Annotated in this window: 14 protein-coding genes and 1 pseudogene; 9 read left to right on the plus strand and 6 right to left on the minus strand. The window is 65.7% G+C overall.

What is annotated here, in order from left to right; translation table 11 throughout:
* Positions 1 to 103 precede the first annotated feature (103 nt).
* From LRS08_RS11585 to LRS08_RS11595, 3 genes are all read left to right on the plus strand, one after another.
* Positions 104 to 274 carry a hypothetical protein gene (locus LRS08_RS11585; protein WP_257843553.1) on the plus strand — a complete coding sequence of 57 codons (171 nt, stop codon included), beginning with the start codon at positions 104 to 106 and terminating at the stop codon, positions 272 to 274.
* Positions 275 to 365: 91 nt separating this feature from the next.
* The gene (locus LRS08_RS11590) at positions 366 to 1199 is read left to right on the plus strand and encodes a diacylglycerol/lipid kinase family protein (RefSeq protein ID WP_260480750.1); all 834 of its coding nucleotides are present in this window, start codon (positions 366 to 368) and stop codon (positions 1197 to 1199) included.
* On the plus strand, positions 1196 to 1924 hold the full coding sequence (locus LRS08_RS11595; protein ID WP_260480751.1) for a metallophosphoesterase family protein: 729 nt from the start codon (positions 1196 to 1198) through the stop codon (positions 1922 to 1924). Before LRS08_RS11590 ends, LRS08_RS11595 begins: the two co-directional genes overlap by 4 nt.
* Before the next feature lie 50 nt (positions 1925 to 1974).
* On the opposite strand, the gene LRS08_RS11600 is transcribed toward LRS08_RS11595, so the two are convergent.
* From LRS08_RS11600 to LRS08_RS11625, 6 genes are all read right to left on the minus strand, one after another.
* A complete protein-coding gene (locus tag LRS08_RS11600) occupies positions 1975 to 5478 on the minus strand; it encodes an autotransporter domain-containing protein (RefSeq protein WP_257843550.1) in 3504 nt (1167 codons plus the stop codon).
* 209 nt (positions 5479 to 5687) lie between these two features.
* Complete coding sequence (gene rpsI, locus LRS08_RS11605; RefSeq protein ID WP_257843549.1) at positions 5688 to 6209, minus strand: 30S ribosomal protein S9; 522 nt, start codon at positions 6207 to 6209, stop codon at positions 5688 to 5690.
* Complete coding sequence (gene rplM / locus LRS08_RS11610) at positions 6209 to 6688, minus strand: 50S ribosomal protein L13 (protein WP_257843548.1); 480 nt, start codon at positions 6686 to 6688, stop codon at positions 6209 to 6211. Before rplM ends, rpsI begins: the two co-directional genes overlap by 1 nt.
* A gap of 140 nt (positions 6689 to 6828) precedes the next feature.
* Positions 6829 to 7647 (minus strand): hypothetical protein, encoded by an 819-nt coding sequence (locus LRS08_RS11615; RefSeq protein ID WP_257843546.1) that lies wholly within the window; start codon positions 7645 to 7647, stop codon positions 6829 to 6831.
* On the minus strand, positions 7644 to 7958 hold the full coding sequence (gene cutA, locus LRS08_RS11620) for a divalent-cation tolerance protein CutA (protein ID WP_257843545.1): 315 nt from the start codon (positions 7956 to 7958) through the stop codon (positions 7644 to 7646). Before cutA ends, LRS08_RS11615 begins: the two co-directional genes overlap by 4 nt.
* Positions 7955 to 8995 carry a COX15/CtaA family protein gene (locus LRS08_RS11625; RefSeq protein ID WP_257843544.1) on the minus strand — a complete coding sequence of 347 codons (1041 nt, stop codon included), beginning with the start codon at positions 8993 to 8995 and terminating at the stop codon, positions 7955 to 7957. Before LRS08_RS11625 ends, cutA begins: the two co-directional genes overlap by 4 nt.
* A gap of 92 nt (positions 8996 to 9087) precedes the next feature.
* Between LRS08_RS11625 and LRS08_RS11630 the strand changes: the two genes are divergently transcribed.
* The 6 genes and pseudogenes from LRS08_RS11630 to LRS08_RS11655 all read left to right on the plus strand — a co-directional run bounded on the left by LRS08_RS11630 (position 9088) and on the right by LRS08_RS11655 (position 16425).
* Positions 9088 to 9471 carry a MerC domain-containing protein gene (locus LRS08_RS11630; protein ID WP_257843543.1) on the plus strand — a complete coding sequence of 128 codons (384 nt, stop codon included), beginning with the start codon at positions 9088 to 9090 and terminating at the stop codon, positions 9469 to 9471.
* A 44-nt stretch (positions 9472 to 9515) separates the two neighbouring features.
* Complete coding sequence (locus LRS08_RS11635) at positions 9516 to 9974, plus strand: Fur family transcriptional regulator (RefSeq protein ID WP_257843542.1); 459 nt, start codon at positions 9516 to 9518, stop codon at positions 9972 to 9974.
* A 10-nt stretch (positions 9975 to 9984) separates the two neighbouring features.
* A complete protein-coding gene (pnuC, locus tag LRS08_RS11640; protein ID WP_257843541.1) occupies positions 9985 to 10548 on the plus strand; it encodes a nicotinamide riboside transporter PnuC in 564 nt (187 codons plus the stop codon).
* A complete protein-coding gene (locus tag LRS08_RS11645; protein WP_257843540.1) occupies positions 10518 to 11528 on the plus strand; it encodes an AAA family ATPase in 1011 nt (336 codons plus the stop codon). Before pnuC ends, LRS08_RS11645 begins: the two co-directional genes overlap by 31 nt.
* Positions 11529 to 11638: 110 nt before the next feature.
* A pseudogene (gene dxs, locus LRS08_RS11650) lies at positions 11639 to 13557 on the plus strand (1-deoxy-D-xylulose-5-phosphate synthase).
* A gap of 366 nt (positions 13558 to 13923) precedes the next feature.
* On the plus strand, positions 13924 to 16425 hold the full coding sequence (locus LRS08_RS11655; protein ID WP_257843539.1) for a TonB-dependent receptor: 2502 nt from the start codon (positions 13924 to 13926) through the stop codon (positions 16423 to 16425).
* The last annotated feature ends 1 nt before the right edge of the window (position 16426 follow it).

A 16426-nucleotide genomic window follows, 5' to 3' on the forward strand; every position in this document is an offset into this window, starting at 1 on the left:
CCTTTTCTGTTTCGGTGGGTCCGTTTTGCGACGAACGGGGGAGCGTTTCGGGGCATCCGATCGTTGTTCGGCCATGAGCGGGGGCAATCCGAGGAGAGTTGCCATGAACGAGCGTCAGCAGGACCAGACCCCAGGCGGTCAGCAGAACCAGCAGCGCAACCAGAATGTCGACCAGCAGCAGAATCAGCAGCGTCGCGAGCAGACCGATTCGCAGCGCGAACGCCGCCAGGACGAGATCGATGACGAGGGTGGCGCGACCGATCAGCAGCGCTGACCGGAATGTCCAATCATCGGAAGGGGTCGCTCGCGCGGCCCCTTTTTCGTGCGCGATACGAAACAATCGCACACTCATGCGTTGGCGGGACATGAAACGGCTGTGGTTCATCACCAATCCTCAATCCGGATCGGCGAGTCAGGAGAAATGCGAAGCACTGGAGGCAGTGTTCGAGGAGCGCGGGCTGGCGCTGGCCGGACGCACCGGCTTTCCACGCGACCCCATTCCCGACCGCGCCGCGCTCGATGCCGCCGATGTCGATACGGTCGTACTGTTTGCGGGGGACGGGACGATCAACACGGCGCTCTGCGCGCTGGCCGAATGGGACGGCGCCTTTCTGATCCTGCCCGGGGGCACGATGAACATGCTCGCGAAGATATTGCATGGCGATGCGCATCCAGCGGCTATCGTCCATGCCGCGCATCGCGGTGCGCAGCGGGTAGCGTTGCCCTATATCGAGGCCGGAGCCCATCGCGCCTTTGTCGGGCTGATCCTTGGCCCTGCCGCGCATTGGGGGCGGGCACGGGAGGCGGCGCGCGCGGGGCGAATCGCGCGGATGGCGGGTGCGGCGCGCAATGCCTGGCGCCGCACCTTCGGTCGGGGGCTGCGGGTGGACGGAGTTCCGGGAATGGCCGGTCGCTATCAGGCGATTTTCGCAGCCCCCGCCGACACCGGACTGCGAGTCGATGCGATCGACGCGCGCGACTGGGCGAGCATTGCCGAACTGGGCTGGAACTGGCTGACCGGCGACTGGGTCGCGGCACGCGCGGTCACCCAGCGGCAGGCGAAGCGCATCGCGCCGCTGAGCCGTCACCCCGTGCTTGCCTTGTTCGACGGGGAGCCGGTGACGCTGGATGGGGGAACGCCTGTCGGTAGCGGCGTTACGCGACCGATATTCCTTGCGACGCTGGGGGATGCGGCATGACCCGGCTGTTCCATGTCAGCGACATCCATTTTGGCGCGGAGGATCGCGCGGCGCTCGACTGGTTCGCCGCAACGGTCGCCGCCGAGCGACCCGACGCGGTAATCGTCACCGGCGATCTGACGATGCGTGCGCGCCGACATGAATTCGCGGCGGCGCAGGCATGGCTGGAGGCGCTCGGGCGGCCCGTGACTGTCGAGGTCGGAAATCACGATCTGCCCTATTTCAACCTGTGGGCACGGTTCGTCACCCCGTATCGCCGGTTCAAGGCGCTGGAACGCATGATCGAGCGCCCGCTCGACCTGCGCGGGGTGTCGATCGTCCCGCTCAAGACCACTGCGCGCGCGCAATTCCGGCTCAACTGGTCAAAGGGCCATGTCAGCGACCGCGCACTCAGGCGCACGCTGACGCATATCGCCGAGGTGCCCGCGAATCATCTGTTGCTGGTGGCCTGCCATCACCCGCTGATCGAAGCGGGGACGCGCAGCACGTCGCATACCCGCGGCGGACGCGCGGCGCTGGAGGCGCTGGCCGATGCGGGCGCGCACGGCGTGCTGACCGGCCATGTCCATGACCCCTTCGATATCACCCACCCGACTCCCGCCGGCCCGATGCGACTGATCGGCGCAGGGACGCTGTCGGAGCGGGTGCGTGACACTCGACCGTCGTTCAACGAACTCCATGTCGTCGACGGCATGCTGGAGACGCAGGTTCGCGAAATGTCGTGAAAAAGGCCGCCCCGGCGAGGGGCGGCCTTCTCATGCGGCAACGTGATCGATCAGAAGCGGAAGGTGATCGATCCGCGATAGCTCTGCGCCGACAGGTCGGAACGCGCGATCGTCGTGTCCGCGGACAGCGACAGGTCGACCGAACCGGTGCGGAAGGTGATGCCGCCCGACACTTCGCCCCAGTCCTTGTCCTGCCCGTTGAGCGCAAAGGCGACGTCGCCGTTGATCCCGCCGATCAGCGTCGCACCGACAATCGGCGAGCGGTTCTTGAACTCATGGACATAGGTGGCGGTGACGAACGGCCGCAGTCCGTCCGACTTGCCAGCGACGGTCAGGCCGGCACGACCCTGAAGGCTGTTATAGTCCGCACGATTGATGTCGAGTGCCATAGGGCCGCCCGATTCCTGTGCGCTGCCGAAGTCGATCCAGGTGCCCCGCGCCGCAACGCGCGGTGCGATCTCGATCGCATCGGTTCCGGCGTCGAAGCCCAGGCCGACCTCACCGCCCACGACCATTGCGCTGTCCTTGGCGCGCAGCGTGTAGTTGGTGCCCAGGAAGGCTGCGGTACGCTGCGTCGTGGTGCCCAGCGCACCAGCGGTTACCTGTCCGTCGATCGTCGCACCGCCGAATCGCTGCTTGGCATAGAGCGTACCCTGGAACGCTTCGCCGCGTGCGGTCTGCGCTCCGAACGATGCCGTGCCGTCGGTGTCGGTGTAAGTGAAGGCAAATCCGACCAGCCCGGTATCGTCGATCGCGACTTCGAGGCCCGCGCCGACATACCAGCCGTCATAATTGTCGCGGCCACCCATTCCGGTCATCGCGGCACCGTCACCCTTGAGATAGCCGCCCGAGATGAAGCCGCTCATCGTTTCGGGGAGCGCGCCCTCCTGAACCATCGGCGGCGGCATATCCGCGCGCACCGGGTTCGCGCCCATCGGCGACAAGCCGACCGCAGCGACCTGCACCGGGCTGCCATAATAGGCCATCGAGCCGCCCAGATTGGCCGGATCGAGCCCGGCCAGGCGGTTGCGGATGAAGGTTGACGTCGAGTCGGTCGATGCGATGCCGAGCGTCCGCGCGGTGGTTTCGGCCGCCGGTGCCCAGCCGCTGAGCGTGCTGATGATCGTTGCCGCGTTCTGCAGGTCGAGCGGACCGTAGAGCGCGTCATAATTGGCCGCCTGCCCGCGATTCGCATCGAGGATGCGCGCCCAGGCGAAGCCAACCGGGTTCGACGCCGGGACCACGCTGGCATAGCTGCCAGCAACGACGTTCAACGTCACCGCGCTCGACGAATAGGTCAGCGTCGGGCGCAGGATCGCGCTGAATGCGGCCGGCGCGTTGAAGGTGCCGGTGACACCGGCCGGTGCGGACAGGATCGTGTAGCTGTTGCCGCCCCGAAGCGTCGCCGCCGAGAAGCTGATCTGCAGATTGCCGCCGATATTGGCGATGCCGCCGCTGCCCAGGACAATCCGGTCCGATACGCCGTTCGCGCCCAGGTCGACCAGATATCCAGAGCCCGACGAGAGGACAAGGCCGCCATGGAAGGTCAGCGTACCCGTCGTCCCGATCGTGCCAGGTGCGATGCTGCCCATCACGCTGGTGGTGAACGGGGCCGTGACTGTTCCGCTGCCGGTCAGCAGGCCGGACAGCAGCAGATAATCGCCGACCGATGTCAGCTGGCCATTATTCTGGATCGTGCCGGTGAGCTGCTGGATCTCCATCAGGCTGGTCAGCCGTGCGCCGCTCGCGATGTTCAGCTGCGAGGTCGCGCCCGCGATCGAGAAGCGATCGACGACCACTGCCGAATTCAGCGTGATCACGCCGGTGTTGCGCAGCGTTACGTCGTAATAGCGGCCGATCTGCCCGGTGGTGCGGACGCCATCGACATTGTTCGGCACGAAATTGGTCGCGCCAGGCAGGCCGTTGGCGATGGTCGGCGCCGGGCGAACGGTATCGGTATAGCCGGGATCGGCGGCAGCGGTTTCAAGCCCCATCGTCAGGCCGTAGCTGCCGGTGACGTCGGCGATCGCCGGTGCGCTGGCGTCAGCAGGACCGTTCGGGACGTTGTTGCGCGGCGCGCCCGTGGCGATGTTCTCGCACTCGTTGACGGCGGGGTTGGCCGACGTGCTGGGCGACTGGAAGCAGAGTTCGCCGAACTGCGGGCCGTTGCCCGAATTGGCGGCACCGGTATGCGTCGGTACGCCATTCACCAGCTGGCCGCCGGAGATGATCTGATAATTGGGATCGATTTCGGTCACCCAGGCCGTGCCGTCCTCCCAGTTGCGGTTGCCCGCGAGCGCCGTGACGTAACGATACGGATTGTTGGCGACGATCCAGTCCCAATAGAGGAACAGCGGCTGATAGAAGCTCTGCGTGCCGTAGCTGCCGCCCGGCTGACCGGTGAAGAAGGTCGATCCGCCCGACAGCACGCCGATCACGACCTGCTTCGAGAAATGGCGGTCGAGGATCAGCGGGCCGCCCGAATCGCCGGGGCCGGTCAGGCCTTCGCGTGGCAACGCATTGTCGCGGAAACCGTTGAAGTCACGCGGATTGGCGGTCGCGGTGCCGCGCGCGGGATCGTCGAAATCGAGGAAATAGAGCTGCTGCGGCCGCGAGGGCGAGCCAGCGGTGCCGAACAGAAACTCGTTGCGGGTGTTGATCGAGACGAGGGCGCCCAGCATGTTCTCCGCCGCGCGGCGGCGGAAATTGCCACTGCTCGCCGCACCCGTGGTTCCGGTACCGAAGCTGCCATAGCCGGCGATGTTGACATGATAGCCGGTGCCGGTCGCCGGATCGATCGATCCGGGGGTGGGCAGCGGCGAGAACAGCAGCGCCCAGGTCGGCACGCCGGCAGCGGGGGTGTCGAGCACGGCGGTCGCGACATCGGCCTCAAGGAAGCAGGAGGTCGGGCTGGTGCACGAGGCCGCGTTCCGCGAGCGCGGATCGTAAAAGACCTGATTGATATTGTAGAAATGCTGCGCCGTGTTGCTCTGGAAACGGCCCGCCTGGGTGGCACCGGTGCCGAACAGCCAGCGCACGAGTTCGTCGGTCTGTCCAGCCGCATTGGCGCGGGTATTGGTCTCGAACCCGACGCCAATGCCGACGCCGCCCGTGTTCGCGCCATAGGCGGTGGCCGCGCGGGTGTTTACGCAATGCGCGGCAAAGATCACGGTGCGCGGATTGATCAGCGTCCCGGTGCACAGGCCGACACTGCCACCGCCGGCGTCGGTGACCATCTGGCCAATGCCGGTGATGTTGGTCGGGTCATAGGCCTGGACCGGGGTGAAGTTGTTGTTGATCGTGATCTGCGGCGTTTCCTCCGCTTCGTCCGGCGAGACGAAGCCGCCGTTCGTCAGCGGGGCGCCGGGAGCGTGGGCGACGTCGATCGCCGCATCCGGGCGACTGCTATGCGCGTCCAGCGACGAACCGGCCGAGTCGATTCGCGGCCCTGCGGCGGTGCCGTCATTGGCCAGCGCCGGCGTGGCGATCGCGCAAAGGCCGAATCCTGCGGCCGACAGCAGCAGCGAGGCGCGCGTGGTGCGAGCAAAGATCATGATTTCCCCCATAAAATGTCGCGGGCCTCGTCAAAGCACGCGGTCAGAGAGGAAGGCTATGCAGCTTTGTACGCGCGTCAAGAGACGATCGTATCGAGCGTCACGTTGCGTAGTTTTACGATGCGTTCGGGCAACACATTGGCGCACAACGAAAAAGGGCGGCCCGATGGGCCGCCCTTTCGCATTCCGAAGATCGGACTGTCGACCGATCAGCGCTTCGAGAACTGGAAGCTGCGGCGGGCCTTGGCCTTGCCGTACTTCTTGCGCTCGACGGCGCGGCTGTCGCGGGTCAGGAACCCGGCCGCCTTGACCGGCGCGCGCAGCACCGGCTCATACTTGGTCAGCGCCTGGGCGATGCCGTGCTTGACCGCACCGGCCTGGCCCGACAGCCCGCCGCCCTTGACGGTGCAGATCACGTCATACTGGCCGTCACGCTCGGCAACGCCGAACGGCTGGTTGATGACAAGACGCAGCGTCGGACGCGCGAAATAGACTTCCTGATCGCGACCGTTGATCGTGATCTTGCCCGAGCCCGGCTTCAGCCACACGCGGGCGACGGCGTCCTTGCGACGGCCGGTCGCATAGGCGCGGCCCAGCTTGTCGATTTCCTGCTGGCGCAGCGGGGTGGTCGAAACGACCGGGGTCGCAACGCCGGCTTCGGCGGCTTCGGAAACAGGTGCGCCGTCGGCGATCGCACCCAGATCGGAAAGGGACTGGCGATTGTCGGACATTATGCGCCCACCTTGTTCTTGCGGCTCATGCCGGCGATGTCGAGGACCTCGGGGTTCTGCGCCGCATGCGGATGCTCGGCGCCCTTGTAGATGCGCAGGTTGCGCATCTGCTGACGGCCCAGCGGGCCGCGCGGGATCATGCGCTCGACCGCCTTTTCCAGAACGCGCTCGGGGAAACGACCCTCCAGCACCTTCTGCGCGGTCACTTCCTTGATGCCGCCGGCATAGCCGGTGTGCTTGTAATAGACCTTGTCCGCCAGCTTCTTGCCGGTGAAACGCACCTTGTCCGCGTTGATCACGATGACATTGTCACCGCAATCGACATGCGGGGTGAAGCTCGTCTTGTGCTTGCCGCGCAGGACGTTGGCGATGACGACCGCAGCGCGACCGACGACCAGATTCTCGGCATCGACGATGTGCCACTTCTTTTCCACTTCGGCCGGCTTTACCGACTTGGTGGTCTTCATGAGCGCCTTCATGGGGCCAGACCTCTTGGATTGAAATGAATGACGCCGCCCCTTGCCAGACTGGCGCAGGACGGCGCGAACGGCGGCCAATTGACGAAATGGGAGTCGAAAGTCAAGCAAATGGCGGGATTGCTGACGGGTATTGGGATACCCTATTGCGCAAGTCGCGTGACCGTCAGCCGTTCGGAGCGCAGGTTGCCGTCCGGCCCGAGCGTCTCGACCAACTCCCGGCTCTCGACCACCAGCCCGGTTTCGGGATTGACCCGGCGTAGCGTTTCGAGGGTGATCGTGGCGCTCGCTTGCCCATCTGGCCCGGCGACCGCGATCGGACCGGTAGCGCTGACCGAGATTTCGACCCCGTCGGGGCGGGACCGCACGCTGCGCAGTCCATCCAGTTCGGCCCGGCCATAGACCGATGTCGCGGGCACGCGCACCGCGCGGGGTGGGGCGGGGGTCGCAGCCTCGACCACCAGCTCGGGCGCGATCAGCGGCGCGACGAGCGAGGCGAGCATCTTGCGTCGCGCCGCTTCGGGCTGGGCCTGCAGCGCCGCGACGATCGCGCGGACGCGGGCGGCGCGGCGTTGCGTGTCCGGGTCGTTGCCATCGGGGGCGAGCGCCGCCATCCCTTCGACCACGGCGCGCCAGGTCGCTTCGGCATCGTCGACGCCGGTCACGGTCCCTGTGCGGTCGAGGTGCAGGACGACGGTGCGTCCCGCCAGCCGCGTGAAGCCGCTGCGCAGCAGGCCGGCGGGATCGCTTTCTTCCTCGCCCGCCCCGGCATCCTCCAGAGTCACCGCCACGCGATAGCCGTCCGGTGCGGCGGTGAACCGAAGCGTGCGGCGGGCGACAAAACTGCGTGAGGTTGGCCCTTCGGTGCGCACTGTTTCGGTCGTCATGGTCAGCGCGCGGTCGAGCGGCGGCGCGAAGACCGGCGCGGCCTGGGCCAGGATCAGCAGTGCAGCGGCGATCACCGAGTTTCGGCCCGCACCCAATCGATCACCGAATTGCCCGCCGCGACCGGCCAGATCTCGATCACCGGCAGGTCATAGCTATGCTGTGCCGCGATCGCATCGGCCAGTTCGCGGGCGAGTTCTGGTGTGGTCTTGAACAGCGCGCGATGTTCCTCGCCCCGCTCGACCGCGCCCTGCCAGCGATAGATTGACGTACACGGGCCGAGCAGGTTGACACAGGCGGCGAGCCGCGCGGCGACCATCGCCTGACCGATCCGCTCCGCCTCTGCCGCGTCGGCAAAGGTTACGTGGATCAGCGCGACGTCGCTCATCCGCGATAGCCGCGCACGCGCCGCCCGGTGACGTGCATGCCCCACGCGGCGGCAATGACCAGCAATGCGCCGACAAACTGGTGCAGCACGCCCAAAGTGATATCGACCCCGGTCATCACCGTCGCGATGCCCAGCGCAATCTGGATACCGAAGGCGCTGTGGATCGCCACCGAAGCCGCGCGGCTTCCGGCCGAACGGACGCGGCGGGCGAGCAGGATCAGCGCGGCGACCGCGACCCAGGCCCACCAGCGATGGATCCAGTGGATCATCGCCGGGTCATTGATGATGGCGTCGAGGAACGGGCGCACGGCGAGCACTTCGGACGGGAAGAGCTTGCCGTTCATCAGCGGCCATTGATCGGTGACCAGCCCGGCGTTCAGCCCGGCGGTGAAGGCGCCGTAGAGCAATTGCACGAACAGGATCAGCGCGACGACGAAGCCAAACCCGTTCAATCGCGCCTGGCGATAGCCGGGGTCGCGCGCCAAAAGGCGCAGGTCGAGGATGGTCCAGGTGAGCGCGGCAAGGATGAACAGCGCCAGCAACAAGTGCGCGGCGAGGCGGAAATGGCTGACATCGGTGCGCTCGGCGAGACCGGAACTGACCATCCACCAGCCGATCACGCCCTGAAGTCCACCCAGTGCGAACAGGCCGACCAGTCGCCAGCCATAACCGCGCGGGATCGCCCGTTTCCACGCGAACCAGACCAGCGGCGCTGCAAAGGCAAGGCCGATCACGCGTCCGAGCAGCCGGTGGATATATTCCCAGAAATAGATGAACTTGAACGCCGCCAGGCTCATCCCCTGGTTGACCTGCTGATATTCGGGGATCTGCTTGTACTTCTCGAACTCGGCGAGCCACGCCGCTTCGGACAGCGGCGGCAATATGCCCGAAACCACCTTCCACTCGGTGATCGAGAGTCCCGATTCGGTCAGACGGGTGATGCCCCCGACCACAACGATCAGGACGATGAGCGCGGCGACGACCGTCAGCCAGTTGGCGATGGCGCGCGGGCGGATAGGATGGCGGAACTCTGACACCCGCGCAGGTCTATGCGCCGAAAACCGTAAAAGCCAGAGTCGCGCGCGGATGTTATGTTGTAACTTTGCCGCTCCCGTTCTATATCGCGCCCATGCACAACGTGCTCGCCCCGCGATTCTGGGAACAGGTCGACATGCGCTTCGATCGCTTTGCGATCGGGCTGTCGAGCCTGTGCCTGGCGCATTGCCTGGCGACGACGGTGTTTCTCGCGCTCGCGTCAGCCGCCGGATCGCTGATGCACCCGCTGATCCATGAGGTTGGGCTGGTGCTGGCGATCCTGTTCGGAATCATTGCGCTGGGTCGGGGCATTCTGAAGCATGGTTATATGATGCCCGCCGCGGTCGGTGCCTTCGGCCTTGGCATCATGGCCGGCGCGCTGACGTTGGAGCATGGCGGGCCGGAAATCGTGTGGACGGTGATCGGCGTCGCGATTCTGGCGCTGGGGCATGACCTGAACCGCCGGGCGACTTACTGAGTCCGGCGCTTGCCCGGCGCACCGCACGCGCCTACATTTCCCTCATGCACGCGCACGATCATCACGAACATCACGGGTCCGACCTGACCGTCGCCGCCCAGGCGACTCTGGAAAAGGCGGGCGAGCAGTGGACAGCGATGCGCGCGTCGATCTTCGAGGTGCTGGCCGGGTTCGACAAGCCTGCGTCCGCCTATGACATCGCCGAGGCGGTATCGAAGCGCGAAGGGCGGCGGGTCGCGGCGAACAGCGTCTATCGCATCCTCGACCTGTTCGTGACGTCGAACCTGGCGCGCCGGGTCGAAAGCGCCAACGCCTATGTCGCGAACGCGCATCCCGATTGTCTGCACGACTGCATCTTTCTGGTGTGCGACTCGTGCGGCAACACCACGCATCTCGACGATGATTCGATCACCCGCACCGTCCGTTCGGCGGCGAAGGGCGCTGGCTTCTCGCCCGTGCGCCCGGTGATCGAGGTGCGCGGCAAGTGCGCCGACTGCGACTGAAGCCACCAATTTGAACCCGGTCGAGCTTGCCGCGGCGGCGCTGGGGCTGGTCAATGTCGCGCTGGTGGCGCGGCGCAGCCTGTGGAACTACCCGTTCGGCATCGCGATGGTCGCGCTCTACTTCTTCGTGTTCGCCGATGCGAAGCTCTACAGCGACGCCCTGCTCCAGATCTTCTTCCTCGCCATCCAGCTCTATGGCTGGTGGAACTGGAGCCGTAGCGACCGGGTCGATCATGGCGTTGCGGTCGGGCGGCTGACCAATTCGGCGCGGATCGGCTGGATCGTCGGGACCGCGCTCGCAAGCATCGCATGGGGTGCCATGATGGCGCGCTTTACCGATGCCGTCGCGCCCTATCCCGATGCGGCCGTGGCGGGGATGAGCGTCGCGGCGCAGATCCTGCAATCGCAGCGCCGCGTCGAAAGCTGGCTGTTGTGGATCGCGGTCGATGTTGTCGCGGTCGGGCTGTTCTGGAGCCGGGGCTTGTATCCCACCGCGATTCTCTACGCGATCTTCCTCGGCATGGCGGTGTGGGGGCTGTTTGCGTGGCGCGCGAAACTGGGCGCGGCGCGGTGAAGCGCGGCTTCCTGCTCGGCAAGTTCATGCCGCCGCATGCCGGGCATCTGACGCTGGCGCGTGCCGCGCGCGCGATGTGCGACCGGCTGACGGTATTGGTCTGCTGGCTGCCCGACGATCCGATCCCCGGCGAAGCGCGGCTCGCCTGGATGCGTGAGCTGCTGCCCGATTGCAAGGTGATCGGGCATGGCGCGCCGGTGCCGCAGTCGCCCGACGAAAGCCTCGATTTCTGGCCGATCTGGCGCGACATCGTCCGCACGGTGCATCCCGAAGCGATCGACCTGCTCTTCGCGGGCGAGGACTATGGCAAGCGGCTAGCGGCGGAGGTCGGCGGCCTGTTCGTCCCGCTCGGCGGGCGGATCATGGCGGCGGACCCCGAAGGGATCGGCGGCCTGTCGGGCAGCGCGGTGCGCGCCGATCCCTGGGCGCATGCCGCCTTCCTCCCCGGCCCGGTGCGCGCGCATTACACCCGCACGGTGGTGCTGCACGGGGTCGAGAGCACCGGCAAATCGGTGCTGGCTGAGCGGCTGGCACGGCATTTCGGCAGCGTCTGGGTGCCCGAATATGGCCGCGCACAGGCCGAGGTGCATGGGATCGAGATGGACGCCGCCGACCTCACGATGATCGGGGAGGCGCAGAGCGCGACGATCGCGGCGTGGAAGCGCTGGGCGACGCGCTTCCTGTTCGCCGATACCGATGCGTTGATGACCACGGCCTGGGCGCGGATGATGCTGGGCAGCGCGCCCGCCGCCTTGCTCAACCATCCCCGCGCCGACCTCTATCTGTTGCTGGAACCGGACGTTGCCTGGGTCGATGACGGCACCCGCGTCTATGGTTCGGACACCAGCCGCGCGCGCTTTGCCGGACTGACCCGCGATGTGCTGGAGGAAGCTGGCGTGAACTGGGTGTCGATTCGCGGCACCTGGGACGCGCGCTTTGCCGCTGCCGTGGCTGCGGTCGAAACGCTCGCACGCGATTGACGCTGCGTCGGCGCCGCTTTCACGCACATCTCAGTTTTTGCTCATGACCGTGCGCGGTGCCCGGTGTCAGTTGTTGGACAGGGCCAACACGCTGGAGTAAATGCGGTCGAATGTCCGAACGTCCCACGACCCCGCTGCTCGACACCGTCGACTCCCCCACGATCTGCGCAAGCTCAAGTCCGTGCAATTGCGCCAGCTTGCTGACGAACTTCGCGCCGAAACGATCAGCGCGGTGGGCACCACCGGCGGGCATCTCGGTTCGGGGCTGGGCGTGGTCGAGCTGACCGTGGCGCTCCATTATGTGTTCAACACGCCTGACGACCGGCTGGTGTGGGACGTCGGCCACCAATGCTATCCGCACAAGATCCTGACCGGGCGGCGGGACCGCATCCGCACGTTGCGCATGGGCGGGGGGCTCAGTGGCTTCACCAAGCGCGCCGAGAGCGAGTACGACCCGTTCGGCGCGGCGCACAGCTCGACCTCGATCTCCGCCGCGCTCGGCTTTGCGGTCGCGAACAAGCTCGCCGGCACGCCGGGCAAGGGAATCGCGGTGATTGGCGATGGCGCGATGAGCGCGGGCATGGCCTATGAGGCGATGAACAATGCCGAACAGGCCGGAAACCGGCTGATCGTCATTCTCAACGATAACGACATGTCGATCGCACCGCCGGTCGGCGGGCTGTCGGCCTATCTGGCGCGGGTGGTGTCCAGCTCAGAATATCTCGGGCTGCGCAACCTTGCCAAGAAGATCACCGGCAAGATTTCGCGCCGCCTGACCAACGCGGCGTCAAAGGCCGAGGAATATGCGCGCGGCATGGCGACCGGCGGCACCTTGTTCGAGGAACTGGGCTTTTATTATGTCGGCCCGATCGACGGTCATAATCTCGATCACCTGATCCCGGTGCTGGAAAATGTCCGCGACGCCAAGGAAGGCCCGGTGCTGATCCATGTCGTGACCCAGAAGGGCAAGGGCTATGCGCCCGCCGAGGCGGCGGCGGACAAATATCATGGCGTCCAGAAGTTCGACGTCATCACCGGTGCCCAGGCCAAGGCACCCCCGGGGCCGCCCGCCTATCAGAATGTCTTCGGCGAAACGCTGGCGAAGCTCGCCGAGACCGATCCGAGGATTTGCGCGATCACCGCGGCGATGCCGTCGGGCACCGGCGTCGACAAATTCGCCAAGGCACACCCGGAACGTAGCTTCGATGTCGGAATCGCCGAACAGCACGCCGTCACCTTTGCCGCAGGGCTCGCGGCACAGGGCATGCGGCCCTTTTGCGCGATCTATTCCACTTTCCTCCAGCGCGCATACGATCAGGTCGTCCACGACGTCGCGATCCAGAACCTCCCCGTCCGCTTCGCGATCGACCGCGCCGGGCTGGTTGGTGCCGATGGCTGCACCCATGCGGGCAGCTTCGACGTTACCTATCTCGCCTCCTTGCCCAATTTCGTGGTGATGGCCGCCGCCGATGAAGCGGAACTGGCACATATGACGAAAACGGCGGTCGAACACGATTCCGGTCCGATTGCCGTGCGCTATCCGCGCGGCAACGGTGTCGGGGTCGAAATGCCCGCCGAGCCGCAGGTGCTGGAAATCGGCAAGGGCCGGATCGTGCGCGAAGGCAAGAAGGTCGCGATCCTGTCGCTCGGCACCCGGCTGGCCGAGGCGCTCAAGGCCGCCGATGCGCTGGAGGCCAAGGGGCTGTCGACCACCGTCGCCGATCTGCGCTTCGCCAAGCCGCTCGACGAGGCGCTGATCCGCCGCCTGCTTACCACGCACGAGGTCGCGGTGACGATCGAGGAGAATGCGGTTGGCGGGCTCGGCGCGCATGTGCTGACCATGGCGAGCGACGAGGGGTTGATCGACGCGGGATTGAAGCTGCGCACGATGCGGCTGCCCGACCGGTTCCAGGATCAGGACAAGCCCGAGCTGCAATATGACGAGGCGGGGCTGAATGCGCCGCACATTGTCGAGACGGTGCTGAAGGCGTTGCGCTGGAACGAGGCCGAGGTCGGCGCCACCGCCTGAACGTTCACGGTTTAGCGCCGCATGCGCCTCTTCGCGCAGTGATGACCCGCGCCTGCGGAAGATTACGGCGGCGCGGCGCAAGCAATCGTTAGCCCGCGCCGCTGCGTACTGGCCGATCGCACGAAAAACCGGCGAATTCGCGTGAGTCGCGGCGTTCGTTACTCAAAATGGTTCGGCCGTTCACCACGATATTCAGAGTTTATCTGCCTGTAGCGCTTCAAAGATTCCTGAACTTCGAAAACCGAAACCGCGCGCCCTTCCTATCATAGCCTCGACGCCTTCTCCGTAGTTCTGCGGTGGGCGGAAACATGGGTAATGCCCGGCCGGGTGGCGCGGGCACAGATCTTCAAGGGTGGGCACGCACGAATGACCAAGTATTTTCTTCTCCTGGCCGCCGCGCCGCTGGCACTGATCGCGCCGGCACATGCACGCGACGCCGACACTGCCGAACCGGCTGCCGCGCAGAACGCGCCCGAGGCACGCAAGGAAGTGTTCTCGACCGGCGTGGCCAAGGGCCGTGATCGCCTCGATCAGGCGACCTCGACCAGCGCGATCCGCGGCGAGGAAGTTCACAAGCTGGAGCCGAGCTCGGTCGCGCAGATCGTGCGCAACATCCCTGGCATCCGCGTTGAGGCCTCGTCGGGGGTCGCCAACAACAGCTACACGATCCGCGGTCTTCCGCTCGCGTCGATCGGCTCGAAATATCTCCAGTTCCAGGAAGACGGTCTGCCGATCCTCGAATTCGGCGACTTCTCGTTCCTCGGCACCGACATGTTCCTGCGCGTCGATTCCTCGCTGAACGCGGTCGAGGCGATCCGCGGTGGATCGTCGTCGACCTTCGCGTCGAACGCGCCGGGCGGCGTGATCAACTTCATCACCAAAACCGGTGAAACCGAGGGTGGCGCAGTTCAGGCGACCACCGGAATCGGCGAGGAAATGTACCGCGCCGATTTCACCTATGGCGGTCGCCTGAGCGACACGCTGCGCTATCAGGTCGGCGGCTTCTATCGCGAGGGCGAAGGGCCGCGCGCGACCGGCTATACCGGATATCGCGGCGGCCAGATCAAGGCGAACATCACCAAGGAATTGCCGAACGGCTATGTCCGTCTGCACGCCAAATATCTCGATGATCGCGTGCCGACCTATTATTTCGCGCCGCTGCGCGTGACCGGCACCAATGACAAGCCGAACTACGAGAATGTCGCCAATTTCGACATCAGCAAGGATTCGATGCTGTCGGCCTATATTCCGACCCAGGTCACTCGCGACGGCAACAACGCCGTGCGCGCGTTCGACATGAAGGACGGCCTGAACCCGGTGGTCAAGGCGATCGGCCTTGAGTCGCAGTTCGACATCGCCGGCTGGACGATCACCGAACGGTTCCGTTTCGCGGACATTTCGGGCCAGATGCTCCAGAACTTCCCGCTGACTGTCGCGCCGGCGGCGGCGCTTGCCCAGTCGCTGGGCGGTCCGGGCGCGACGCTGAGCTACGCTTCCGGTCCGAACACTGGCCAGGCGATTGCCACGCCATCGGCGCTCAACGGCAACGGTCTGCTCGCTGCGTCGCTGCTGATGAACATCCAGATCAACAGCCTCGACAACATGACCAACGATCTGCGCGCCAGCCGGGTCTGGGACCTGAGCGGCGGCAAGCTGACCTTCACTGCAGGCTACTACAAGTCGCGCCAGTGGATGAACACCGACTGGCTGTTCACCTCGGTCATTAGCGATGTGCGCGGCAATGGCGAAGCGTCGTTGATCAACGTGACCACCGCCGGCGGCGTACCGCAGACGCAGAACGGCGTCTTTGCCTATAGCGCGGCGCTCGTCACTACCGGCTATCGCCGCAAATACGACGTCGAGTTCGACACCAGCGCGCCCTACGGCTCGCTGAACTTCCACATCGGCAAGGTCGCCATCGGTGCCAGCGTCCGCTTCAACAGCGGCAAGGCACAGGGGTCGATCTATGGCGGCGAGCTGGGCGGCGGGCGCACCCCGATCGCGCCGTTCGACATCAATGGTGACGGCGTGATTTCGGCACCGGAAACCCGTTCCGGCATCATCCCGCTCACCACCCCGGCACCGGTCGATTTCGACTATAACTTCGTGAGCTATTCGGCGGGCGTGAACTATCGCGTCGCCGAAGAGATGGCGCTGTTCGCCCGTTACAGCAAGGGTGGGCGCGCGGCTGCGACTGGCCCGCTGTTCAACCCGGGGCATAACTCGGTGACGGGCGGTCTGGTTGATCAGGCCGACGCCTATGACCTGGTCAAGCAGGCCGAGGGTGGCGTGAAGTTCCGCAAGGCAAACCTGACCCTGAACCTGACGGGGTTCTGGGCCAGCACCGACGAACGCAACATGCAGATCAACACCAGCGCAGGTGGCGTGACACAGGTCGAGCGCATCTATCGCACCTATGAGGCTTATGGCCTCGAGTTCGAGGGTGCCTATCAGTACGGGCCGTTCAGCGTGACGGCGGGCGCGACCTGGACCAAGGCGGAGATCGCCAAGGACCAGTTCAACGCCGCGGCAGTGGGCAACACGCCGCGCCATCAGCCGGACCTGATCTATCAGACCACCGCGCAATATGAGAGCAAGCGTTTCACCGTCGGTGCCAATGTTGTCGGCACGACGGGCAGCTTCGCGCAGGACAGCAACCAGCTGCGACTGCCCGGCTACACGCTGGTCAATGGCTTCGCGCAGGTGCGCCTGACCGACAATGTCCAGCTGGGCGTGACCGCGAACAACCTGTTCGACACGCTGGCTCTGACCGACGTCAACCAGCCGGCGATCCCGGCGAGTGGTGTGGTCACTGCCCGCGCGCTCAACGGACGCACGGTCGCCGGGTCGGTTCGCTTCTCTTTCTGAC

Source organism: Sphingomonas sp. J315 (assembly GCF_024666595.1).
Classification (GTDB): Bacteria; Pseudomonadota; Alphaproteobacteria; order Sphingomonadales; family Sphingomonadaceae; genus Sphingomonas.